The 21,271-nt window shown below is 39.3% G+C and carries 23 protein-coding genes and 3 pseudogenes; 15 read left to right on the top strand and 11 right to left on the bottom strand.

Features of this window, described 5'->3' with window-relative positions:
- Positions 1-65 precede the first annotated feature (65 nt).
- The 5 genes from ACEWFH_RS16025 to ACEWFH_RS16005 all read left to right on the top strand — a co-directional run bounded on the left by ACEWFH_RS16025 (position 66) and on the right by ACEWFH_RS16005 (position 2,374).
- Complete coding sequence (locus ACEWFH_RS16025; protein ID WP_473724789.1) at positions 66-224, top strand: DUF3934 domain-containing protein; 159 nt, start codon at positions 66-68, stop codon at positions 222-224.
- A 127-nt stretch (positions 225-351) separates the two neighbouring features.
- Positions 352-483, top strand: a complete 132-nt coding sequence (locus ACEWFH_RS16020) for a hypothetical protein (RefSeq protein WP_473724788.1) — start codon at positions 352-354, stop codon at positions 481-483.
- A gap of 92 nt (positions 484-575) precedes the next feature.
- Positions 576-746 carry a hypothetical protein gene (locus ACEWFH_RS16015; RefSeq protein ID WP_473724787.1) on the top strand — a complete coding sequence of 57 codons (171 nt, stop codon included), beginning with the start codon at positions 576-578 and terminating at the stop codon, positions 744-746.
- A 146-nt stretch (positions 747-892) separates the two neighbouring features.
- Positions 893-1,621 (top strand): hypothetical protein, encoded by a 729-nt coding sequence (locus ACEWFH_RS16010; protein ID WP_473724786.1) that lies wholly within the window; start codon positions 893-895, stop codon positions 1,619-1,621.
- A gap of 3 nt (positions 1,622-1,624) precedes the next feature.
- Entirely contained in the window at positions 1,625-2,374 is a 750-nt protein-coding gene (locus ACEWFH_RS16005) for a hypothetical protein (protein WP_473724785.1), read from the top strand.
- A 44-nt stretch (positions 2,375-2,418) separates the two neighbouring features.
- On the opposite strand, the gene ACEWFH_RS16000 is transcribed toward ACEWFH_RS16005, so the two are convergent.
- The 4 genes from ACEWFH_RS16000 to ACEWFH_RS15985 are packed head-to-tail and all read right to left on the bottom strand — an operon-like array spanning position 2,419 to position 5,854.
- The gene (locus tag ACEWFH_RS16000; protein WP_473724784.1) at positions 2,419-3,528 is read right to left on the bottom strand and encodes a glutamate ligase domain-containing protein; all 1,110 of its coding nucleotides are present in this window, start codon (positions 3,526-3,528) and stop codon (positions 2,419-2,421) included.
- Positions 3,525-5,045 (bottom strand): cyanophycin synthetase family protein, encoded by a 1,521-nt coding sequence (locus ACEWFH_RS15995; RefSeq protein ID WP_473724783.1) that lies wholly within the window; start codon positions 5,043-5,045, stop codon positions 3,525-3,527. The genes ACEWFH_RS16000 and ACEWFH_RS15995 overlap by 4 nt, the downstream gene beginning before the upstream one ends.
- Positions 5,046-5,060: 15 nt before the next feature.
- Positions 5,061-5,315 (bottom strand): hypothetical protein, encoded by a 255-nt coding sequence (locus ACEWFH_RS15990; protein ID WP_473724782.1) that lies wholly within the window; start codon positions 5,313-5,315, stop codon positions 5,061-5,063.
- A gap of 53 nt (positions 5,316-5,368) precedes the next feature.
- On the bottom strand, positions 5,369-5,854 hold the full coding sequence (locus tag ACEWFH_RS15985; RefSeq protein ID WP_473724781.1) for a cyanophycinase: 486 nt from the start codon (positions 5,852-5,854) through the stop codon (positions 5,369-5,371).
- 271 nt (positions 5,855-6,125) lie between these two features.
- Here ACEWFH_RS15985 and ACEWFH_RS15980 point away from each other — a divergent pair, with 271 nt between their 5' ends.
- The 6 genes from ACEWFH_RS15980 (at position 6,126) to ACEWFH_RS15955 (ending at position 8,600) form a co-directional block, all read left to right on the top strand.
- A complete protein-coding gene (locus ACEWFH_RS15980) occupies positions 6,126-6,620 on the top strand; it encodes a competence protein ComK (RefSeq protein WP_066236746.1) in 495 nt (164 codons plus the stop codon).
- Between the two features lie 146 nt (positions 6,621-6,766).
- Complete coding sequence (locus tag ACEWFH_RS15975; protein WP_473724780.1) at positions 6,767-7,054, top strand: hypothetical protein; 288 nt, start codon at positions 6,767-6,769, stop codon at positions 7,052-7,054.
- Between the two features lie 255 nt (positions 7,055-7,309).
- The gene (locus tag ACEWFH_RS15970) at positions 7,310-7,474 is read left to right on the top strand and encodes a hypothetical protein (protein ID WP_473724779.1); all 165 of its coding nucleotides are present in this window, start codon (positions 7,310-7,312) and stop codon (positions 7,472-7,474) included.
- A gap of 108 nt (positions 7,475-7,582) precedes the next feature.
- On the top strand, positions 7,583-7,708 hold the full coding sequence (locus tag ACEWFH_RS15965; protein ID WP_473724778.1) for a hypothetical protein: 126 nt from the start codon (positions 7,583-7,585) through the stop codon (positions 7,706-7,708).
- Between the two features lie 73 nt (positions 7,709-7,781).
- Positions 7,782-8,063 carry a hypothetical protein gene (locus ACEWFH_RS15960; RefSeq protein WP_473724777.1) on the top strand — a complete coding sequence of 94 codons (282 nt, stop codon included), beginning with the start codon at positions 7,782-7,784 and terminating at the stop codon, positions 8,061-8,063.
- A 63-nt stretch (positions 8,064-8,126) separates the two neighbouring features.
- Positions 8,127-8,600 (top strand): hypothetical protein, encoded by a 474-nt coding sequence (locus tag ACEWFH_RS15955; RefSeq protein ID WP_473724776.1) that lies wholly within the window; start codon positions 8,127-8,129, stop codon positions 8,598-8,600.
- Positions 8,601-8,839: 239 nt separating this feature from the next.
- On the opposite strand, the gene ACEWFH_RS15950 is transcribed toward ACEWFH_RS15955, so the two are convergent.
- The 4 genes and pseudogenes from ACEWFH_RS15950 to ACEWFH_RS15935 form a co-directional block, all read right to left on the bottom strand.
- Positions 8,840-10,279, bottom strand: a complete 1,440-nt coding sequence (locus tag ACEWFH_RS15950) for a sodium:solute symporter family protein (RefSeq protein ID WP_473724775.1) — start codon at positions 10,277-10,279, stop codon at positions 8,840-8,842.
- A 45-nt stretch (positions 10,280-10,324) separates the two neighbouring features.
- Positions 10,325-11,631: pseudogene (locus ACEWFH_RS15945) on the bottom strand (aspartate aminotransferase family protein).
- 120 nt (positions 11,632-11,751) lie between these two features.
- Positions 11,752-13,128: a sigma-54 interaction domain-containing protein gene (locus tag ACEWFH_RS15940; RefSeq protein ID WP_473724773.1), complete on the bottom strand. Its 1,377-nt coding sequence runs from the start codon at positions 13,126-13,128 to the stop codon at positions 11,752-11,754.
- A gap of 551 nt (positions 13,129-13,679) precedes the next feature.
- Positions 13,680-14,102, bottom strand: a complete 423-nt coding sequence (locus ACEWFH_RS15935) for an organic hydroperoxide resistance protein (protein ID WP_473724772.1) — start codon at positions 14,100-14,102, stop codon at positions 13,680-13,682.
- A gap of 155 nt (positions 14,103-14,257) precedes the next feature.
- Between ACEWFH_RS15935 and ACEWFH_RS15930 the strand changes: the two genes are divergently transcribed.
- The 4 genes and pseudogenes from ACEWFH_RS15930 (at position 14,258) to ACEWFH_RS15915 (ending at position 18,520) form a co-directional block, all read left to right on the top strand.
- A complete protein-coding gene (locus ACEWFH_RS15930; RefSeq protein ID WP_473724771.1) occupies positions 14,258-14,704 on the top strand; it encodes a MarR family winged helix-turn-helix transcriptional regulator in 447 nt (148 codons plus the stop codon).
- Between the two features lie 219 nt (positions 14,705-14,923).
- Positions 14,924-16,323: pseudogene (locus tag ACEWFH_RS15925) on the top strand (spore germination protein).
- Positions 16,324-16,344: 21 nt separating this feature from the next.
- The gene (locus tag ACEWFH_RS15920; RefSeq protein WP_473724770.1) at positions 16,345-17,433 is read left to right on the top strand and encodes a GerAB/ArcD/ProY family transporter; all 1,089 of its coding nucleotides are present in this window, start codon (positions 16,345-16,347) and stop codon (positions 17,431-17,433) included.
- Positions 17,430-18,520, top strand: a pseudogene (locus ACEWFH_RS15915) (Ger(x)C family spore germination protein). Before ACEWFH_RS15920 ends, ACEWFH_RS15915 begins: the two are co-directional and overlap by 4 nt.
- Positions 18,521-18,561: 41 nt before the next feature.
- On the opposite strand, the gene ACEWFH_RS15910 reads toward ACEWFH_RS15915, so the two are convergent.
- The 3 genes from ACEWFH_RS15910 to ACEWFH_RS15900 all read right to left on the bottom strand — a co-directional run bounded on the left by ACEWFH_RS15910 (position 18,562) and on the right by ACEWFH_RS15900 (position 21,062).
- On the bottom strand, positions 18,562-19,746 hold the full coding sequence (locus ACEWFH_RS15910) for a DHH family phosphoesterase (protein ID WP_473724769.1): 1,185 nt from the start codon (positions 19,744-19,746) through the stop codon (positions 18,562-18,564).
- A 76-nt stretch (positions 19,747-19,822) separates the two neighbouring features.
- Positions 19,823-20,494, bottom strand: a complete 672-nt coding sequence (locus tag ACEWFH_RS15905) for a hypothetical protein (protein ID WP_473724768.1) — start codon at positions 20,492-20,494, stop codon at positions 19,823-19,825.
- A 343-nt stretch (positions 20,495-20,837) separates the two neighbouring features.
- Positions 20,838-21,062 carry a helix-turn-helix domain-containing protein gene (locus ACEWFH_RS15900; RefSeq protein WP_473724767.1) on the bottom strand — a complete coding sequence of 75 codons (225 nt, stop codon included), beginning with the start codon at positions 21,060-21,062 and terminating at the stop codon, positions 20,838-20,840.
- Between the last annotated feature and the right edge of the window lie 209 nt (positions 21,063-21,271).

The raw sequence follows: 21,271 nt of genomic DNA, 5'->3' as shown, positions 1-21,271 counted from the left end.
GCTAATGTAGTATAATTCAAATTACTGCTTGAAAAAGAGCACGAGAACGTTCATGGAGTGATAAGATGAGTAAAGCAAAAGGCAAGAAAAGCGGGGTTGGGCAGGGCACTGGCAAGAAGGGCTGGAACCGCTGGAAAGCGAGCAGCAAGAAAAAGGGTCCGAAACCTTACGTGAGCAAAGGGAAAAACAAGCCTGAGAACGAAAATGAAACGGATATCAAATAAATAGAGACGCCGCCAAGTGCGACGACAAACTAGCCACCTTTCCACAGAAAAAGGTGGTTTTTTAATGTGCATAATCCACGTACTCCCGCCATAAGATGAACTATCAATCGGTAACGGGGGACGAGCTGTGACGACTCAAAACTACACCATTTCAGAAGATCTGATTATTAAATACAACACACTCAACGAAAAGAAGAAAGAGTTGGAAAAGGAACTCGATGAACTGAAAAAATTTTTCACATTTATTTTGATAACCTAGTTGGGCAGAATCAAAAAGGTGAAGTCACGGTTAACAACTATAAACTGCAGAGGCAGATTAGGAAATCTGAAAAACTTAACGATGAAAAGACGGTGCACCGGCTCACCGAACTCAACATGATCGACCTCATTCATCATGTACCAAAACCAGATGAGGAAAAGGTAAAGTCCGCAATTACGCTAGGCTTACTAAAAGAAGAAGATTTGGAAGGGTGTCTCATCAAAAGTGCATCACAAGCAATCGTTGTAAAAACGTTTAAATAATATGACGGACAGGAAGCTCATTTGGCCCATACCTCTTGAGCTTTTTTATATTGCAGGATAGCCGAAGAAATCATCGTATGTCATAATTGTTATTATATTGAATCTCATACATAGTTTGGTATATATAAAGTTTTACCGATAAGGGAGTGCTAATCATCATCAACTTTAATATCTCTAATCATTTTCCAGCTGTTCTCATGGACATCATAGCTTATATTATTATTGGTTTTCTGGCTTTCCGCATCTATAAAAAACTAGAAGTTAAGCCGAAGATCTGGAAAGTCCTACTCATAATGTTTGTTGGCTTATTTAGTTTTTCAATTGATCTCACGCTTTTTAATACCTTTGTGAAAATTTCAATTTTACCGTTAGGCGTGTGGATTCTGTATTTTATATTTCGGAACAAAGAGGAAAAGTGGGCAGTGTATCGCCAGTTTGCGTGGCTTGGTTTCATCGCCAATTTCATTTTTCTGGCGGCCACATTTGCTGCAATACCAGTTGAAAGAGCACTTTATCCGGAAGGAAATCTGTCTACGTTCATTGCAAAAACAAATGGGGCACGTATCTTTCCTCTTCACACATCGGCAAATGAAAGCACATTAAATCAAGAAGTCTTTAAGAAGCAATTGTCCAAAATGAAATCAAAACCAATCGACAGCCAAGGGTGGTACAACGAGATTGTAAATATTGATGTGCCGCAGCAAGAACGAAAGGAAAAGTTTCCGTATCAGATTGTAGGAACTGAATCGAAGTGGGGAAGCGGCTTAGTCACCACCATTTTTGTTGAGAAAGATGGAAAAGGTCTCTTGTTGAATACACAGAAAAAACAATACTATTTTCGCTCAGACGTTTCGTTTGTAGAAGGGCTGGAATAAGGGATGAATAAAAAACTACTTATCTTGCTCCTAATCATGATGATAATAGCTGGGGGATTTGTGGTGTATTGGTATTATAACTCCAATCCAAATGCGATTCCGAGTCACGAGGAACTGATAAAGCGGATTGATGGAGCTTATGAAGAAATTGAGGTTGCTAAGGTTCAAGATACGATTTTAGTAGACAAAAGTCATTTATTCGTTCCGTTTATTTCTAAAGATAATGATTATGGGACGAGTTTCTTTGTTTTGGAAAAACGAAAATGGGAGATTCAAGCTGTGAATACAGTCGGACAGCCAATTCTGTGGAAGATAGATCTTGATAATCCTTCATCCTATCAGATGGTTTGGAATTTTCATCCTGATGATAAATTTCAGTATGCACAATTCTATTTGATGCGTGATCGTGGATATGAGGTCACACAGGGAATTGAGTTTTATTATCCTAGAGTGCAGTTAATGAAAAAAGTAAAAGCAACTCAAACGTCATACGGGCTTGAGAAGCTCCCAAAAGACTGGGTATCAATCATCCGTTTTGCGAACCATGGACAAAGCCCAGACCGCATGAGTGACATGTTTATGGATTTTAATTCTGATCAATACTTAACATTTGCTTGGCAGCCTGTGTTTCAAAAAGTGTACGATGAAGACATCTTTTCAAAACGTTCTATAAACGGCGGAGGATTTTCCAGTGGGGGAAACTACGAACCCATTAGATTGTTAGATAATCAAGAATTAGAGTCTATAGAATAAACCAAAAGGTGCAGGTCCCCGCTAAGGGAAACCGCACCTTTTCTTTATTCTGCCTTCTGCAGTACGCCAACTGCTTTGGAATTTCTGATCTTTTGAAGAATGCCTTGAATGGATGTGTATTCGTCATATAAAAAGACGAGTGTGTCGCCAGGCTCTGAGCATTCCCACGCTTGAATCATGGCTTCTGCTTCTTTTGGATACACCGAAACAGAAGTGATGCCGTTTGCTTCCTTTACACCCGTATAAAGTAGGTGCACGGTTTCCCCTGGAATACGGCCTCTTAAATTCACGTCTTCTTTTATAATAAAAATGTCTGAGTGCGTGCCGAAAATGCGACCCATCTCTTGTATCGTATGGTCTTGTCTGTCGCCAGCTGCCGATCCAACGGTTATCACTCGACCACTCTTTAAATGGCCAACGGTTTCAAACAACGCTTTAAGACCAGCTGGATTATGCGCATAATCGATCACAATGGTGCGATCGTGAATGTTCACCACGTTAAAACGTCCTCTATTTTGGTTTTCAGTTGAAAGGAACGTAATGACTTTGCTTCTTAACTCTGACAATGGTCTTCCCAATGAATGAGCTGCAGCGAGTGCGCCTAGCACGTTTGCGATGTTGTGACGTGCAGCACCATTAATCGTAATCGGAATGTGAGAGACAGGAAGGAATCTTTCCGCTTTTCCATTCTCACTGAACACGACCCAATCGTCCTCCAGGTACCAAACCTTCAGCCCTTTGGATAAACGATCTTGAACAACTGGGTTCATCACAGATAAAGAAAAGAATATCACTTCACCATTCGTGTGGTTCGCCATATCTACACATCTCGGATCGTCAGCGTTCAATACACACGCGCCTTCAGGAAGAACGACTTCAGCTACCGTCTGCTTCAGTCTCTTCAAATCATCCAAGTTTTCTACACCATTCAATCCAAGGTGATCCTCACTCACGTTCGTTACAATTCCTACATTACAATAACGGAAAGCAAGTCCTTCGCGAAGCATTCCGCCGCGTGCTGTTTCAAGCACGGCTACGTCTACCGCAGGGTGAGACAACACTTTTCGAGCGCTTCTTGGTCCGCTGCAATCACCATCGTCAAGCTGCTGGTCACCTACCCAAACACCATCTGAACATGTAAAGCCAACTGTCACGTTTTCTTTTGTAAAAGATGTGAAACGAGACGTGTCGTAGTCGTTTTTCCGTTTGTCCCCGTTACAGCAACAACTGGAATCGCTGCTTCTTCACGCGAAGAAAACAGATAGTCCACGATCGCGCCGCCTGCGTCCCGGCTTTTTCCTTGAGATGGGTAGAGGTGCATACGAATGCCAGGAGCTGCGTTCACTTCAAGTATGGCAGCTTCACCCGGAGCAAAAGGAACCGTTACATCTGTTGAAAGGATGTCGATGCCTGCAATATCCAATCCAACAGCCGCCGCAGCTTCAATTGCCATTTTACGATAATCTGGATGAACTTCATCCGTCACATCGATTGCTGAGCCACCTGTAGAAAGATTAGCGTTACCCAGCACTTCAACGGATTCTCCCTTTTTTAGTACAGATTGAAGAGAGTAGCCGCTTTTTTCTAAGTGGACGACTGTTCGTTCGTCCAGTGGAATCTTGCTCATCGCTTTTTCGTGCCCTTCACCGCGGAGCGGGTTCAGGTTTTCTTCATCAATCAGTTCACCGATCGTTTTATATCCATCTCCTATGACGAAAGGAGGCAGACGGAGACTTGCGGCAACGAGTTCGTTATTTACAACAAATAATCGATAATCGTTCCCTGCATAATAACGCTCTAGGATATATGAAGTGCCTTCACTGTATACACAGCGAAAAGCAGCAATTAGGTCTGTGTCATTTTGTATATTTGTTACGATGTTTTGTCCTTGTCGTCCATTAAGCGGTTTGATCACAAGCGGATAACCAATTCTTTCAGCAGACTGAAGCAGTTCATATTCATTAGACACCACATCACCTGAAGGTACGGGAAGACCTGCATCTTTTACTAACGTTTTGGTCATGTCTTTATCACATGAGTTTTCGACAGCCAGGTATGATGTTTGAGAAGAAATCGTTGCTTGAACCGATTTTTGCTTTTTACCCGTTCCGAGTCTTAAATAGCTGTTTGTTCCAATGCGCTCTACTGGAATCTTGCGTTTTCGCGCTGCCTCATAGATCGCTTCTGTACTCGGACCTAGTTTGTGCATATGGTAAAGGTCAGAGGTGTGCTTGATGTAAGATTCTGCGCTGATTTCATTTCCTTCTAAGATAGCGGTTACAATCTCAAGGGCAGCTTCGAATGCATAATAGCCAGACTTAGGCTCCACATAATCGTAGGTTACAAAATAAATACCTGTTCGTTCACTCGTAATGGTTTTGCCTCGTTTCACAGAAATGCCTGCAAGATGCTGGATTTCAAGTGCGATGTGCTCTAAGATATGTCCTATCCAAGTCCCTTCGTAAAGTCGCTCGACAAATCCGCCAGCATAGCCTCTCGAACACGTATGAGTATGGAGGGTAGGGATGACACTTAATAATTTATCAGTAAAACCCGGTAACAGGTTTGATGGTTTTTCTTCAAATTCTTCTATATCAAGTTCAATCCATATTGTTGGTTTGAAGCTGTAAAGATTTGGGCCCGTTAAGTAATTGACGCGATTGATTTTCATTAAGACGCTCGCTCCTTAAGTGATGATTAATTCTCGTTTGTGTAGATCGAAAACAGCAACCGCACCAAGTGTATGGAAGCGGATATCGGAAATGGTCATGTTTCCTTTGTTCTCAGCAACGTCTACATATGTTGATGTTTTGCCATCAAATATGCTCACGTTGTATTCGCCGATCACTTCAAACTGCTTGCCGTCGTTGTGCACCCAGATTGCCGTGTTTTCATCGATACCGATGCCAATGATCTGAGGATTTAACGCAATAGCTCGCATGAGTCTGCTGAAACGGTCACGCTGAGAAAAGTGCTGGTCAATAATAACGTCTTCTAAAAACCAAAGCCTGAACCCATTTCAAGGACTGAAACATCCTCTTTTTCAAATAGTTTGGAAGAGATGATCATAAGTCTACTCATGACAGCAGCACCGGCACTTGTTCCGCCGATGGTTAATCCGCCTTTCCATTCTTGAAAGAGGTGTTTATAAAAAGTTGTTCCACCCAAGATGCTAGTCAACCTTAACTGGTCGCCGCCTGTCATAAACAGACCTGACAGGGAAGATAGCTGTTCAGGTAATTCAGGGTCTTCCGCTTTTTCACGGGAATCCAAATGGAAAAGCAGTGGCTTAGTACCATGTAACGCTTGAAACAATTGATAATATTCACTGCCTACTTCCTCCGGGTAGCCGGATGCTGTTGTCAAGATTCCGATCGGTCCTTGACGATTTTTACATAGTGCAGAGAATCTAGATAGGATTATTTTCTTATCGTTTTTATCCTCATTGCCACCAATGATCAATAGATCACCTTTTGCCATCTTTCATCAGCCTCTTACTTTTATTTAGTAGAAAAATAGGTCGAAACGATCGTCCATTTCGCCCTGTTATGTATTCCACAATTCGCCAGCGTTCAAACCTATTTGAGGAATTAATTTATGAATTATTTAAATAGTTAAATTTTTTGTAAAAATATATAGATTATTGTCAGAATAATTAGTATAATTTACCTATTGGAAGTATTTTACTTTCTGTATTTTGTGAAGAGGGAGGAGCCAGAGGATTATTTAGATGAAAAGGGAGGATGTATTAATGGAAAAAACATTACTTCTTCGTTCTTACGAAATCAATACGAGCACGATGGCGCTTTTACCTTTTTATAATGAATATGGTGAGGTGCAAACTGAAATCTTAGAAACTGAGAAAAACGAAAGAGTTGCCCTTAGTCCAATCAAGATCATCAATGAAAGCTGTTTGTTTTTTGGGTCGAGTTACGAAGGCCGACGAGAAGCAGTTCGCCGCTCGATGGGCTATGTGAGTTTATCCCCAATCATGATCAACCTCGAACTTGGCATTTTCTTTTTCCCTGTAGAATCTCCTAAAAATGAAACGTGTATCTGGTTATCCCAATCACATGTTCAACGGATTGATTCAATAGATTCTGACACGTGCAGTGTCCACTTTAAGAACACCGCAAATCTGATTTTACCCCAATCTAAATATGCATTAGAGGCAAAACTCTTCCGAACCGCACAGTACCGTTACATTCTTAGTGAGCGGGTCAGTGAACGAATTACAAGATATTAAAAGAAAAATAGAATAGCAGAAAAAACGCCCGATGCAATTTTTACGCTCGGGCGTTTACCTTTTGTCACTGATTTACATATGATGGATGATATGTAGGCTAGTAACTAAGGGGGAATAAGAATGAAAAAAACAGAAACCCGTTTGTTGTGCCGCAAGATTATTCGTTAAATTCATACTCTGACTCTGATCCTACAAGCGGCTTTCAATACAAGCCTCCCAATAACACAGGCACATTACTAGGAATTATCGGGGGATTATTGGCCACTGTTGGCGATGGTATAGCTACGATAGGGGCTGTCATTCAATTAAACCAGGACGTTCAAGATGATTTTATTTCACAAAAAGATGACTTTAAAAAAGACCAAGAAACAGAAAAAATGCAGGAGCAGATTGAAGATTTGACAAAAAAATTGAGCGGCTCGAGAAATTATTAAATGCTAGGTGATACATTGCGTTTTTCAAGTTCTCTGTATCTCTTAGCGTTTGGAACTTTTACCTCTCGAGACGTATTTACATAAAAGAGGAGGAGATGAAATGAAAAACGTAATAGTATCTGTAGTGACCCTAGCTTTAATAATTGTTATGAATTATGTAGCAGCTAGTTTGTTTCAATGGTCCTTCATCGATCTTTCATTATTTGTAGGATTGGTTTTTGTACTTGGGATTCGTTTTTTACCTCATCAGGCGGAATGTCATCTAACGTGGTTCGTGTTCAGGTGCAGTCGATGACAGGTATTAAAGTGGAAGAAGAAAAAGAAACATTTAAACCAACGTACGCCTATTACACAGCTATTCTTTATACGCTCATTTCATTGATCTCCATTATCATTTATTATAAAGATTATTTTATTTAGGCTCTTATTTAAAGGCTCTTTTCTAAAAGATTGTTGCTTTCAAATTTTTCTTCTATGACAGTTGATTGGAGTGTAAGATGCGAGACTACGGATAGGACAGGCGGGCAGTTGAGACACTTAAGAGTGAAACGTACAAATGTGGCTCACCGCCTGCCCCGCGGAAAGCGAGCATCTGGGACGAAATCAACCACTTCCAAATGCAACAAAGTTTGCAAAAACAGCCAAGTTAGTTGATTTTTTATATAAAAATGGCAACAATGGTTAATGAACTTCTTTAGAAGAACTTGAACAGGAGTGTGCCAGGAAATTGAATTTACGTTTTGGTCGTTTGTCATTATGGTTTTGTATAGCTGGAATTATCTTAACAGCTTGGCCTTTTATCGTTCGAGATCATGTAGCTCAGCAGGTGGCGGGTTTCCTCTTCAGCGGGATCATGCTGTATTTTATCGGCGTCATTCTCAGTATTGTAGCCATCGTCAAAAAAGAAAGTGGAAAAGCTAAATTTTTTGGACTGTTTTTTATTTTATTGATGGCCGTCGTCTCCATATTTGGACTCTTGCTTTTATCACTAGGTATTGGCGGGAAATAACAGGTTCATTTGGTAACTTTGCTTCCTCATTAAGCGACTAGTAATAAAAAGGAGGCAAACCACATGAAAAGATGTTCAGCGGTTTTGTTGTGGTTGATGGTTATCATCTTGGCAGGTTGTACAGATGGCAATGCAACCGGTATGACAGGGAAAAAACCACCAGCTGCTTTTGTTACTATAGGGGATGAAAAATACGAAACAAAACTTGGGAGTTATTGTTGGAAATCAAATTCTTCATCTATGTGTGCAGATACGGCGGGTCCTGTTGATCTTGTAAGTGGTGAAGAGCCCATACAGGTAAAGCCCGGAGAAGAAGTCTCTGTTGGAATAAATTTCAGTCGTAAACCAAACGAGGTTCATTTTTCGCAGTTTAGAGATAATCAGGAAACTGAAGTGGAAATGATTAATAATCGTTTTAAAGCCCCTTTAGAAAAAGGAACATACATTTACGGTTATAGTGTTTGGTGGATGTCTGAAAAAGAAAAGAAAGTCTCTGATGGAGATGCGTTATATGCATTTGCTCTTGAAGTAAAATAAAAAGCCTTCCTGAGTGGAAGACTTTTTTATTGGTGTGTATTGAGCAGGTTGTATTTGTTCATTGATACCGACTCGCGGAATTATATCCAAAACTCGCGGCATTTTAGCCCAATCTCGCGGGATTAATTCCAAAACTTCCGGAATTAACTCAGAAATTTCCGGGATTAATGGCTATTATACCCCGCTTGGTATAAGCAGGGGCCACTTATGATACACAAAACTGCAATGATTTTGATCTTCTACGCTTGTTTTCTTTCTTCTTCTACTTCTTCGTCTTCTGCATCCTCATCAAATGGTGTATCAAACTCAGAAGGTGAGGCAGTGAATAGAGAGATTCCAACTATACTGATTAGTCCAGCCGACATACCATAGAGAATTGGATTTGTAGCAGTTATTCCTTCGATGAAAAGGCCAGCCAAAACAACAATTGTAGAAATTAAGATTGCATAAAAGCCAGAACTAGGTGTTGCTCGTTTCCAAAAGAACGTCATAACCAGCGGTATAAAAATTGCTCCTGATAAAATCGCATAAGCCACATCAAGTGCTACGAGAACATCTTGAATCCAAAGTGAAAAGGTAATCGCGATCAAACCAATAAAGAGTGTAGTCAATCGAGATGCTCTTATCATTTGTTTATCGGAAGGGTTCTTTAAGAAGTACTGCTTTAAAATGTCGTTTGTAATCAGGGTTGAAGAAGCAAGCAACGATCCAGAAGCTGTAGACATCAAAGCGGAACACACACTTGCAAGTACAAGCCCCAAGATTCCCGTCGGTAAAATAGTTAGAGCCATCTCGGCAAACGTGTTTTGGGGATTATCTAAGCTAGGTAGTACGAGAAACGCACACATTCCAATAATGCTTCCCGCAATCGCATACGCGAAACTATAAACTCCAGCAAAGATTGAACCGTTTCTTGCGATTTTACTAGATTTTGCAGTAAACACGCGCTGCCAAATATCTTGTGAAACGACCATCCCAAGTGCAAACAGCAAGAAGTATTGAAAAATCTGCTGATATCCAATGCCAGTGAAATCTAAGTGAGTTTGCGGCAGCTCCGATAATAGATTTCCTAAACCGTCTACTTTTGCAAGACTCATAGGAACCATAATGAAGAAAATCCCGACCGTCATTACTACAAATTGAATGATGTCTGTAACAGTAACACTCCACATTCCTCCAAGAATGGTGTAAAAAAGTACAATTCCGCCGCCAACAAGCATGGAGGTGGTGATGCTCCAGCCTAAAAGAACATTGATAATTGTCCCCATCCCAATGATTTGGGTAACCGCGATCATCAATGTGTAGATGGAAGCAACGATGGCACTTAAAAGGCGTGTTTCCGATTTGTATCGTTTTCCTAACAACTCACTGATCGTCGTAACTTTTAGTGAATCAATCTTTTTAATAAAAATAGTACCAAGAAGAATAATGCCTAAACCAATCATGGATACGAACCATATGCCTGAAATACCGAACTGATACCCAAGCTTTGTTGTTCCGATCGTTGCTGCACCGCCAAGAATAACGGCAGACAAACAGCCGAGATACATGAACATGCCAAGGTTTCGTCCAGCTAGTGTAAAGTCCTCAGATGTTTTTGCTTTCGTTGAACCAATTATTCCCGCTCCAATCAATACCGCAAAATATAATAGGATGATAACCGTATCAAGTGCTTGCATGTAATAAAACCTCCTTTTTATTTAAGAAAATAGGCGATGCATGATTTAAGCATTTTGGAACTGTCCGCTCAGTTGAGCCGAAAGTTCAGCTTGATATTCATAAAGCGCTTCTTCAAGAACAGCAAGACCATAATCAATTTGTTCTGAATTGACCGTAAGTGGAGGTATCATGCGAATGACTTCTCCGTGATTTCCACATAGATAGAAGAGAACGCCTTTTTCTAAACACTTGTCCAAAATAGTCATGAGGGCATTTCCGTCGGGCTTGCGAGTATTGGGATCAACAATTTCAATGCCAATCATAAGACCAACTGCGCGGATGCTTCCGATCACAGGGTGATCATCCTTCAACCTCATCAGTTTTTCGTATGCATAAGCACCCATGTTCTTGGCGTTTTCTACAAGGTGCTCTTCTTTTAAAACCTCTATCGTTGCGAGCGCGGCTTCACAGGCGATAGGGTTTCCGCCAAATGTCGTTCCATGACTGCCAAGCGGCCATTGTTTCATCAATTCTTTAGAAGCAACCGTAGCGCTTAAAGGCAGTCCAGACGCAATTCCTTTAGCAATTGCCATAATGTCAGGAGTAACACCAAAAGTTTGGGCTGCAAACCATTCTCCCGTTCGGCCAAATCCTGTTTGCACTTCATCAAAAATAAGAAGAATGCCATGTTCGTCACATATTTCCCTGATTTTCTTAAGCCATCCACTTGGAGGAACAATATAACCGCCTTCACCTAGAACAGGTTCTACGATCATGCAAGCCACTTCTTCAGGTGTTACTTGATGATTGAAAAGTGATTCGAAATCCTTCTGGAGTTTCTCAATCACATAGGTTTCAGGGTCAACACCACTCGGCGCGCCCTTCACGTCTGCATAAGGAACTTGATAGGCAAGACCATTTGGCTGAAGGAACTTACGATATTTGCTCTTAGATGTGGTAACGCTCAATGCCCCAAGAGAACGACCGTGAAAGCAACCGGTGAAAGAAACGACATAAGGCCTTTTAGTCACATGTTTTGCCAGTTTAATAGCTCCTTCAATCGCTTCCGTTCCGCTGTTTGCAAAAAGAAGCAATCGAGATTACCAGGCAGAACGTGAGCTAGTTCCTTAGAAAGTTTCAGGATCGATTCATACATGATGACACCTGAAGGACCGTGCATAAGATGGTCTGCAGCATCTTTTATGGCTTGAACCACTTTTGGATGACGATGGCCGGTATTGGCCGTTGCGATCCCAGAAGTGAAATCAAGATATTGCTTTCCGTTCAGCCCATAATAGTAGCAGCCTTCCGCTTTTACGACAGGCAAGTTCGGGTGATCCTTTGCCATACTTGGTGCTAATAGGTCTGGCATTTCGTTTACTAGGTTACTCCAGTTGTTTCTTGACACGAGTATTACCTCCTTGATATTCCATTCTTAAGTTGTATAAAAACTTTCTATACGGAATATCCATGCAAGTACTGTGCCAAAAAACTAAATAATTTGATATTTTTTCATTTTTCTCACAATGGATGGCTGACTCGTGCCAAGTGCTTCTGCCATGCGTACGGTCGTTTTGTATTTTTTTCGGGCATTTAATAACACTTGCCTCTCCGTTTCATCCATAATTTCTTTAAGGGTTTGAGCTTCATCTAAAGAAGGAGTGGGAGGTGATAACTCTTCTTTTAAATGATCAGGAAGCTGTTCTACCGTAATAAGAGTTGAAGGGGAGATTACGACTAAACGTTCCATGATATTGATCAATTCTCGTACATTTCCTCTCCATTCGTAATGCAGAAGATGATGGATAACGGCTTCATCTAATTTCTTACTTCGGTTGTATTTCTTCTCAAAATGCTCTAGCAGCATATGTATAAGCGGTACGATGTCCTCCGTTCTTGAGCGGAGCGGGGGAATAGTAACTGGAACTACGTTTAAACGGAAATACAAGTCTTCACGGAACTGTTTTTCTTTTATCGCTTTTTTTAGATCTTTATTGGTCGCTGAAATGAGACGGAAATCAACTTTAATCGGCTTCGTTCCACCTACGCGATAGAACTGCTTTTCTTGAATGACTTTGAGCACTTTAACTTGATGTGAGAGGGGAAGTTCTCCAATCTCGTCTAAAAAAAGTGTGCCTCCATTCGAAAGTTCGATAAGTCCAACTTTGCCTTTTTGTTGAGCCCCTGTAAAAGCCCCTGATTCATAGCCGAATAATTCAGCTTCGAATAGAGAATCCGGAATAGCTCCGCAGTTTACTTCAATAAATGGACCTTTTGCCCGGTGGCTTTTATTATGTATAAATTTAGCTAATAGTGATTTTCCAACGCCAGATTCACCGAGGATTAACGCATTTACATCCACTTCCGATAATTGAAGTGCTGTAGAGACCACTTTTTTCATATCTTCACTGTTGGCAATGATTCCAGCATCATGCAGCTGCTTGCTTCTTAAAAGACCGAGCTCTGTTTTTACTCGCTGCATTTCTTCTTCCATCGTAATCAGAAAATCTTTGTATTCAGCGAGTTCAGTAATATCGTGTGAGTAGCTGACAACTCTGTATAATTCACCTTTTTCGTTATAAACGGGAATACCAGTGACCAGGAGTTTCTTGCCTTTATTCGTCGTTTGGACAAAGGTTATCTTCTTATTTTCTTTAACGACCATCGGAGTTAGGATCGGAGTAAACAATCCTTGAGCTTCTAGATCATAAACGGATTTTCCGATTAAACTTTCAGAGTCTACACCGTAAATTTTACCGGTTACTTCACTAACCTTTAGGATAATACCGTCAACATTCGTTACTAAGATATCATCCTTTAGAGAATGAAGGATTTGCTCATTTTCGTTCCATGTGTCAGTGGGGTTCATAATGATCCTCCTTTTAAATTTATCTCTGTGTTGATTATTCAATTCTGAATAATTATTTATTTTTGAATAATTATACAATGAGAAAGGAAAGTTTGGTACTGGCTAAAGGGATTATTTTTAAAATAAAGGTTCTTTTAACCTATGTTGTTGATTTATTGGAGATCGACGAGACTCATCTTGAGCTGGCAGAGGCAAAGGGGGGAGCTCAACATAAGAAGGCTCTATCTAAAAGATTGTTGCTTTCAAACCTCATTTTTATTTTTTCTTTGACTAGTTGACTGGAGTGTAAGGTGCGTGCCTACCACATGAAAAACTTCTCGCAAGGCATGCGACGAGGAGGCTTACTGCGATAGCATTAGCTTGAAGACGCAGGAGCAAGGATACTTCCTTAAGGCGAGCAGGTGAGACACTTAAGAGTGAAACGTACAAATGTGGCTCACCGCCTGCCCCGCGGAAAGCGAACACCTGGAACGGAAATCAACCACTTACAATAACAACAAAGTTACAAAAAAACCAAAAACAAAAAGGACCATGTTACTGGTCCTTAGAGGTTAAAACAATTCAGTTTTCAATTCCACATCAATGTTTCCGCTTGTTGCTTTGGAATATGGGCAAACACCGTGTGCTGTTTTTACTAATTGCTCAGCTTCTTCTTGCGTCACACCGTTAACGCCGACGTTTAAAACAACAGCTAATTTAAATCCGCCATCTGTATCTTTTCCGATTGATACTTCAGCATTTACTTTTGATTGAATGCGCTTTTTAGCTTGTCGTGCGACCAAGTTAAGTGCTGAATCAAAACAAGCTGCATATCCTGCTGCAAATAGTTGCTCTGGGTTTGTTGCGTTCTCATTTCCTGATCCGCCGAGTGCTTTTGGCATTGCCAACTCATGGTTTAACACACCATCGTCACTTCTTACCGTACCGGCTCTTCCGCCTTCTGCTGTTGCTTTTGCTGTGTATATTGCTTCCATTATGAACACTCCTTTTTTGTGTAAAATTTAATTGTGCACAATTTAAGTAACTCGTGATTATCATAACGCACACTTCAATTGGTGTCAAACGATTTAATTGTGTAAAACTAAATTGTGTTATAATAAGGTTAAAGATGCATGAGAAAGGAATTGTTATGAATAGCGATCTTTTAAAACTCGAGAATCAAATATGCTTTAAGATTTATACAGCAGAACGTGAAATTACTAAGCTGTATCGCGATCTATTGCAAGAATTAAATGTTACGTATCCTCAATATTTAGTATTGCTTCTATTATGGGAGAAACATTCACTTTCGGTAAAAGAATTAGGTCAGCGCTTATTTTTAGATTCAGGCACTCTTACACCTATGTTGAAACGGATGGAAACAAACGGGTTGGTTGAGAGGAAGCGATCAGCAGAAGATGAAAGAAGTGTCATTATTACCTTGACAGAAAAGGGAGGAGCTTTAAGAGAAAAAGCAGAGTGTATTCCTGGTCAGCTTATTGAAAACATCGCGATGAAAAAAGAAGAATTAACCTCTTTAAATAAAACTCTCACATCGATGCTGGATCTGCTGCAGAATCAATCAAATCCAGAATAAAGAAAAGCGCTTAGAGAAATAATCTAAGCGCTTTTCTTTTACTTACATGAATACATTAAGTGTTACAAATGAACAATAAAGAAAAATTCAATTGAGGGATTACTATGTTCAAAAAATGGAGAGAAAAAAGTTGAGGACGAGAGGATCATTCAGGAACAACCAAAAACAAAGCCTGAGAGAACTAATTGGGTAGAAGAACTTTCAATATCGAACGACTTTGTGAATGACCATACTTCCTCAGATCAATCAGAGCCATTTTGGATATCGTATTATAGAACACTTGTTATGTCAGAAACTCTTCATCGAGATTTGGTTCCTTACCTATCTGAAAGTGATTCCTTAGATAAACTAAAGAAAAACATCCCTATTCAGCAAACAGTCGTATCATCAGACACCAAATTTATAAAAGAAAAGTTATTGCAAGGTTTTGCCGCTATTCGGCTATCAGATCAAGATACAAAATGTTTATTGGTTAATGTTGCGAATAATAAGTTCAGAGATATTTCTTTTCCTATGATGGAAAGTACAGCACTTGGTCCTCAAGCAGGCTATGTTGAAGAAATGGACACGAACATTAACTTGATAAGAAAACATTTACCATCCTCAGATCTGCATGTAAAAGAACTGCAGGTAGGAAAATTATCTTCAACAAAAATTGCTGTCATCTATATGGATTCCATTGCGGACAAAGATAACGTTGATACAGTCTTACAACGAATAAATGATGTTCAATATGATCATATCTCAGATAGTTCTTACTTGGCTTCTATGATTGAAGATAATACCAATTCTCTTTTTCCTCAGATTATTCCAACAGAACGAACGGATAGAACCATTGCAGCACTTACAGAGGGCAAAATCGTAATTGTTGTTGATGGTTCGCCGGATGTTTTAATTGCACCAATCACATTAGCAGAATCAGTAGTCGCTATGGAAGATTATTATGTACCTTGGTTAATTGCGAACTACTTGCGGTTGGTTAGATTATTTGGCCTTTTGTATCGATCATTATTTCTCCGGCATATATTGCCGTTTTAACCTATCATTATGAGTTGATCCCGGCAAAGTTACTTGACTCATTAGTAGCTTCCAGAGCTGCAGTGCCATTTCCACCTATTATAGAAGTTCTCATATTAGAAATAAGTGTTGAATTCATTAAAGAATCAAGTCTTCGTCTACCAACTAAAATTGGCACAACGCTAGGGATTGTTGGTGGGATTGTAATAGGACAGGCAATCGTAGAAGCCAAACTAACAAGCAGTATCTTAATCATTTTAATAGGATTAAGCACGTTAGCATCCTATACTTCAGCGATTTATAAGTTCAATAACTCGGTCAGGCTTGTTAAATATCCGATAATCGTACTGGCGCAATTTCTTGGATTGATTGGAATTGTCATCGGACTGAATTTCCTGCTTGCTCATTTATTGCGTTTAACGTCATTAGGAAGGCCTTATATTGGATTTTATCCGTTTCGTAAAAACATGTTTAAGGATCTGTGGATACGCTTGCCGTTTTCTATGCAAAAAGAAAATCCGGATAATCTAAGACCACAAGTAAAACAAAGAGCTGTGTTCGATAGGAGGAGTCCAGGTCCGCCTTCTGATTTTGATGAATAACAGAAAGGAGGTTGAATGATCATGCAAGTAAATATTAGGCACCAAGTATCACCCTATTTCTTGTTCTTCATCATAATAGGTGCACAAACAGGGGTAGGAATACTAGGTTTTCACCGAATTATTGCAAAAGATGCGGGTTATGATGCTTGGATCAGTGTTCTGATCGCTGGGGCAATCATTCAACTTATCATGGCAGTAATGATTCATCTTCTATCTTCTGCAAATGGGGATATTGTGGATGTACATAACCAATTATACGGGAAAACACTTGGATCCATAATGAGCGGAATCATTATGTTATATTTCTGGTTGGCCGCTGTTAGTGTACTAAGGGAGTATATTGAGATTATCCAAGTATGGATGTTCCCTACATTACCGACCTGGGTACTGGCTTTACTGATTCTTACATTATGTTACTACATTATATCTGGAGGATTTCGTGTAGTAGCTGGCATATGTTTTGTAGCTGTCATATATACGATCCTTCTTTTCTTTAACCATTTTTACCTGCCTAGAAATTATATTCATATAGATAACTTGCTTCCTATATTGGATCATTCTTTAGTTGACCTTTTACGATCTGCTAAAGAAACAAGTTATTCCATGGCAGGGTTTGAGATCATTTTAATGGTCTTTCCCTTTATAAAAAATGCTAGATCATCCCAAAAATTTGCTCATCTAGGCATAGCGTTTACGACTTTATTTTATACGGTAGGAGCTTTTACTACTTTCTTATTTATAAGTGAGAAACAAATACAGACTACCATTTGGGCAAGAATTAATATTAATACGTTAACAACCTTTTCGTTTATCCAAAGGATTGAGTATATTCTCACTTCGTTGTATCTAATTAAAATCGTGACGATCATAACGCTGATGCTATGGGCATCGAGCAGAGGCTTTAAAAAGATTTTTAAGAAAAAACAAAAAGCCCCTTTGTTTGTCTTAATGGCTTCAAGTTTGGTCCTATGCCAGCTGCTGGATGACCGGTATATTCTTCATTCGTTCTTGGATATGATCTCAAGCATTTCACTAACGTTATTTTATCTTTATATTCCTTTATTGTGGCTTGTTTATATAGTGGTTAAAAAGAAAAAGAGGATATCATGATGAAGTGTTTATTCCTTTGCACTTCTATCGTATTAATCTTTGTTTTATCGGGGTGTCAGATCGTTCCCACACAAAATACAAATGAAATTAGTATTATTCAAGGTGTAGGATTCGATCTAACTTCTGATGAAAAATTATTAGGAACCATTGTGTACCCAGAATATCGGGTGGATGAAACTTCAACAATAGAAATATTAAAAGCTGAAGGGGAAACCGTTCAAGAAACCATCGATCGTTCTCAAAATGAAGTTCAATATCCCTTAGTCAGCGGCCAGCTTCGTATTGCATTGTTTGGTCAAAGCCTTGCAGAAAAAGGCTTGTTTCCATTTCTTGATACGATAAACCGCACACCCGAAATTGCAAGCACCATACAGCTTGCTATTATTGAAGGGAAGCTTCGGAATTACTCTCGATAAAAAAATATGGAAAAGAAAACATTGCTTTGTATCTTTCTGATATGATTAGCCAAAACGCCAAAATAGGAGAACTGCCTACTTCTGACCTTTCTATCTTTTCTTACAACTACCATAATGACGGAAATGATCCATACTTGCCCCTCCTAAAAAAAGAAAAAGACAAAATTAAAATAAATGGGGTTGGCTTGTTTAAGGATGATCAATTAAAAACGACCTTGCCAATTAAGGATGTATTCACGCTAAAAATGTTGGTAGAACGTTTTAAAATGGGTACACACCAATATAAGATTAACGAAAATGAGTTTGTTGTAATCAGCAATATCAAATCAACCCCACACTACAAGGTTAAAGTAAACAAAGGTACCCCTGAATTTAATATCCAGATAAAAATGGGTGCCAGAGTTCAAGAGTATAGAAGTAATAGATCACTTGCAGTAAATCAAAATAAAGTAAAAGAACTTCAGATGCAAATAACAAGGAAGATTGAACAAGACGCTGCAAGAATCATCAAGTTACTTCAAGAAAATGAGATTGATCCAATCGGTCTAGGTTCTAAATATGAAGCTCATTACCGTGATTTTGATTTAAAAAAGTGGGAAGAGCAATATCCTGATGTAAAAGTGAAAGTGAATGTAGACTTAGAAATGATACACTCCGGTGTTGTTGAATAAAGGAAAAGGACTGCCTTGTTAAGGCAGTCCTTCTTTCATGGTTAATTACTGTTATTCGCTTCATCGTCACGCATCAGCCAGCCTTCAAAGTGGCGCTTTACGTAATTTTCAGCATCTTGATAGCTGTCAAACGTTTCATCAACTGGATGTGTTTTATGTGTGATCAGCCAAGTTTGATTATCTTCCGAATAGATCTTAGAAACTTCACGGTGGTTGTTCACATACAAACTGCCATCTGGATTTTCCTTCACGTTGTGTTCGTTCTTCGGTGCATCGATTCGTCTAGGCTGTTCATGGAATGCAGCAACAACAAACTTTTCAAACGCTTCAGAAGTCATGTTTCCGCCAGAAGCTTTCGGGTGCCCGCCGCCTCCGTACTGTTTCGCGTAGATGGAGCAATCCACTTCATCATGAATGGTGCGTAATCCAATGCGTTTGTTGGCAATGTTCAAGATCACAATCAAGTCTAGGTGAGGATTCTCACGATTGATCTCGTTGCCAAGTTCTGAGTGATAGCGTTCTGCGTGCAGAATACCAATCTTGTAGGTTTTTTCTTCTGAACCTTCACCTAAAGACCAAGTATCCCAGATCTCAACCATCTGACGTTGTTTCTTTTTAATATAATCTGCAATATTTTCTTCTTCCAGATCAAGAATAGTTGTTTCTGTTTCTGAGAACTGAAAGGAATCACCCTTCAAACGGTCCATGATCTGTTCCTCAAATTTATCAGGAGGGAGGATGAAGAATAAGTCGTTCAAACGCTTAGCTTCAACTTTCTGATCAAACCATTCCCATGTATCATATAATCGTACAAGCTCTACATACTCATCTAGAGCTCCTGTAGGTTTAAGTTTACCGTTCTCAATCAAATATTCGTAGAAAAGGGAAGTGGCGCACGTTAAGCGTTCATCATCGTAACGCACTTGGACATGTCCCCAGTCAAACCCATTGAAATGAAGAGCTGTAGCATGGTGGTCGATAAGTTTTACTTTACCGCCAGCATTCGAGCGTTCATCAAGTCGCATCATTAAATCTTCGTTGACCGCGATATCTGTAATGATAATTTCTGTTTTTCTTTCTTTCGGATTATCGAGCAGCATCTCTACACGGTCGTTAATCGTCCCATGTGAACAATACGAAATTTTGCAGTTGTCTCCAAAAGCCAGTTGTGCCAAATAGCCGCACGATTTTCCGTCTAAATCATTGTGTGAAAATAAATGAATCATGTCAGTATCCTCTCTATTATGCTCTCTGTCTAGAGTATCGTCATAAAGCATAAAGTTCAACCTTTAAAAAATTTTCCTATAGAGAAGCACTCATATATTTATTAGCAAGTTCGGCTGCTTTTTCATATTGTGAAGATTTTCGATAATAGTGAAAGATTTCTTTTTCATAGATCATCAATAAAGATTCCTGTCCTGTTTCTCGCAAGTGAGGAAGGAAAGTCGTTTCTAAATACTGATAATAGGTTTCTGATTGAGAATGGATCAGCATGATTTCGAGCAAGTGAAAAACATGTAAGTATGTCTGGTTATTCATATTTATTGCTAAACTACGACCTAACTGAATGTGTTTTTTCAGCACCGTTTGTTCTATATCACCGACGTGAATGGAACAATGCACAAATCCTCGTCTAGCGCCTAATTCAATGTGGGGTAGAGAAAGCGAATAGCATCCTTCTAATGCTTTTTCATAGGCATCTCTCGCTTCTTCATAAAGATTCTTTGCAGCAAAATCCACACCTAAGTTATGCCATAGATTAACGACCTTCACATCTTCTTGATACGTTTTACAGCTTTTGATTAAAGCGTGATAACGCTCTACCGTATCCTCAAAATGATAGATGTCGTTGTATCCCATCTGAATCAGCATGAGGGTCTCGGTATCGAGCATGCGTTTGAAATTATTAGTCGTTCTGAAATAAGAAAGTGCTAAGTTGCCATAATGATACGCTTTTACTTTAGCTTGTATCATATGGTAGGCAGAGGCAAGGTGGTAATAAAATTCATGGTTGTTATATTCAATCGGATTTATGTTGGTAAGATGCTTGATCGCTTCCTTAATATTTCCAAGACTTATGTAATAGATGCCTAACGTATGCTCGAGTAAATGTTTCTCATAACGATCAAGCAGACCTAACTGTTGCGAACAGGTATCTAATATCTCTTTTCCTTTTTTAAGTTCCCTTTTGTAAAATAATACCGGGCCAGCAAGATGCGATACGAGTTTTGTACCTCGGAGAGATGAATATACGCATTGTTCTCAATCTCTTCTTTTAGTGTGTCTAAATCTCCTAACTGCTGCTTTACCATGACTTCTAACCATTCATGCAGCTTTTTTCCAAAAGCTCGTATTGTTCCATTTCTTGGTTCAGATCAATGTTTAACCTTTTGCAGATCAATGATATGATTTCAGAGGAATATTGAGTAATGCCTCTTTCGATCTTGCTGATATGAGTGACTGAGCAAATTCCTTCTCCAAGCTGTGTTTGAGTTAAACCAGCCCTTTCGCGATACAATTTGATGATTAAACCTTCCTTCATGTATCTTCACTCCGTTTGTAGGTTGTTTTTCCTATAGTAGCACGATTTTCTATTCTAAAATAGATGATTACAAGTGGTAGGATGTCCTTTCTCTTACGTATAAAAAACCTGATAAAAAACAGAGGAAAAGTGTGATTTGGGGGAATTGGTTTTTAAGTTTTTTACATTTAATCATTATTATTCCTTATTTTAAGTTTGAAAGTACTATG

Source organism: Fictibacillus sp. EA-CB0309, from assembly GCF_055814265.1.
Note: the sequence above shows the minus strand (reverse complement) of the source record. Positions and strands in the feature narration are given on the sequence as shown.

What these genes read in the sequence shown, in the direction of transcription:
- ACEWFH_RS15980 (WP_066236746.1), top strand. Translation starts at nt 6,126, where the DNA reads ATGGAAAAAACATTACTTCTTCGTTCTTACGAAATCAATACGAGCACG.
- ACEWFH_RS15935 (WP_473724772.1), bottom strand. Translation starts at nt 14,102, where the DNA reads ATGGAAGCAATATACACAGCAAAAGCAACAGCAGAAGGCGGAAGAGCC.
- ACEWFH_RS15900 (WP_473724767.1), bottom strand. Translation starts at nt 21,062, where the DNA reads ATGAAGGAAGGTTTAATCATCAAATTGTATCGCGAAAGGGCTGGTTTA.
- ACEWFH_RS15940 (WP_473724773.1), bottom strand. Translation starts at nt 13,128, where the DNA reads ATGAACCCCACTGACACATGGAACGAAAATGAGCAAATCCTTCATTCT.
- ACEWFH_RS15910 (WP_473724769.1), bottom strand. Translation starts at nt 19,746, where the DNA reads ATGATTCATTTATTTTCACACAATGATTTAGACGGAAAATCGTGCGGC.
- ACEWFH_RS15950 (WP_473724775.1), bottom strand. Translation starts at nt 10,279, where the DNA reads ATGCAAGCACTTGATACGGTTATCATCCTATTATATTTTGCGGTATTG.
- ACEWFH_RS15930 (WP_473724771.1), top strand. Translation starts at nt 14,258, where the DNA reads ATGAATAGCGATCTTTTAAAACTCGAGAATCAAATATGCTTTAAGATT.
- ACEWFH_RS15995 (WP_473724783.1), bottom strand. Translation starts at nt 5,045, where the DNA reads ATGAAAATCAATCGCGTCAATTACTTAACGGGCCCAAATCTTTACAGC.
- ACEWFH_RS16005 (WP_473724785.1), top strand. Translation starts at nt 1,625, where the DNA reads ATGAATAAAAAACTACTTATCTTGCTCCTAATCATGATGATAATAGCT.
- ACEWFH_RS15905 (WP_473724768.1), bottom strand. Translation starts at nt 20,494, where the DNA reads ATGATACAAGCTAAAGTAAAAGCGTATCATTATGGCAACTTAGCACTT.
- ACEWFH_RS15955 (WP_473724776.1), top strand. Translation starts at nt 8,127, where the DNA reads ATGAAAAGATGTTCAGCGGTTTTGTTGTGGTTGATGGTTATCATCTTG.
- ACEWFH_RS15985 (WP_473724781.1), bottom strand. Translation starts at nt 5,854, where the DNA reads ATGGCAAAAGGTGATCTATTGATCATTGGTGGCAATGAGGATAAAAAC.
- ACEWFH_RS15970 (WP_473724779.1), top strand. Translation starts at nt 7,310, where the DNA reads ATGTCATCTAACGTGGTTCGTGTTCAGGTGCAGTCGATGACAGGTATT.
- ACEWFH_RS15990 (WP_473724782.1), bottom strand. Translation starts at nt 5,315, where the DNA reads ATGCGAGCTATTGCGTTAAATCCTCAGATCATTGGCATCGGTATCGAT.
- ACEWFH_RS16025 (WP_473724789.1), top strand. Translation starts at nt 66, where the DNA reads ATGAGTAAAGCAAAAGGCAAGAAAAGCGGGGTTGGGCAGGGCACTGGC.
- ACEWFH_RS15920 (WP_473724770.1), top strand. Translation starts at nt 16,345, where the DNA reads ATGCAAGTAAATATTAGGCACCAAGTATCACCCTATTTCTTGTTCTTC.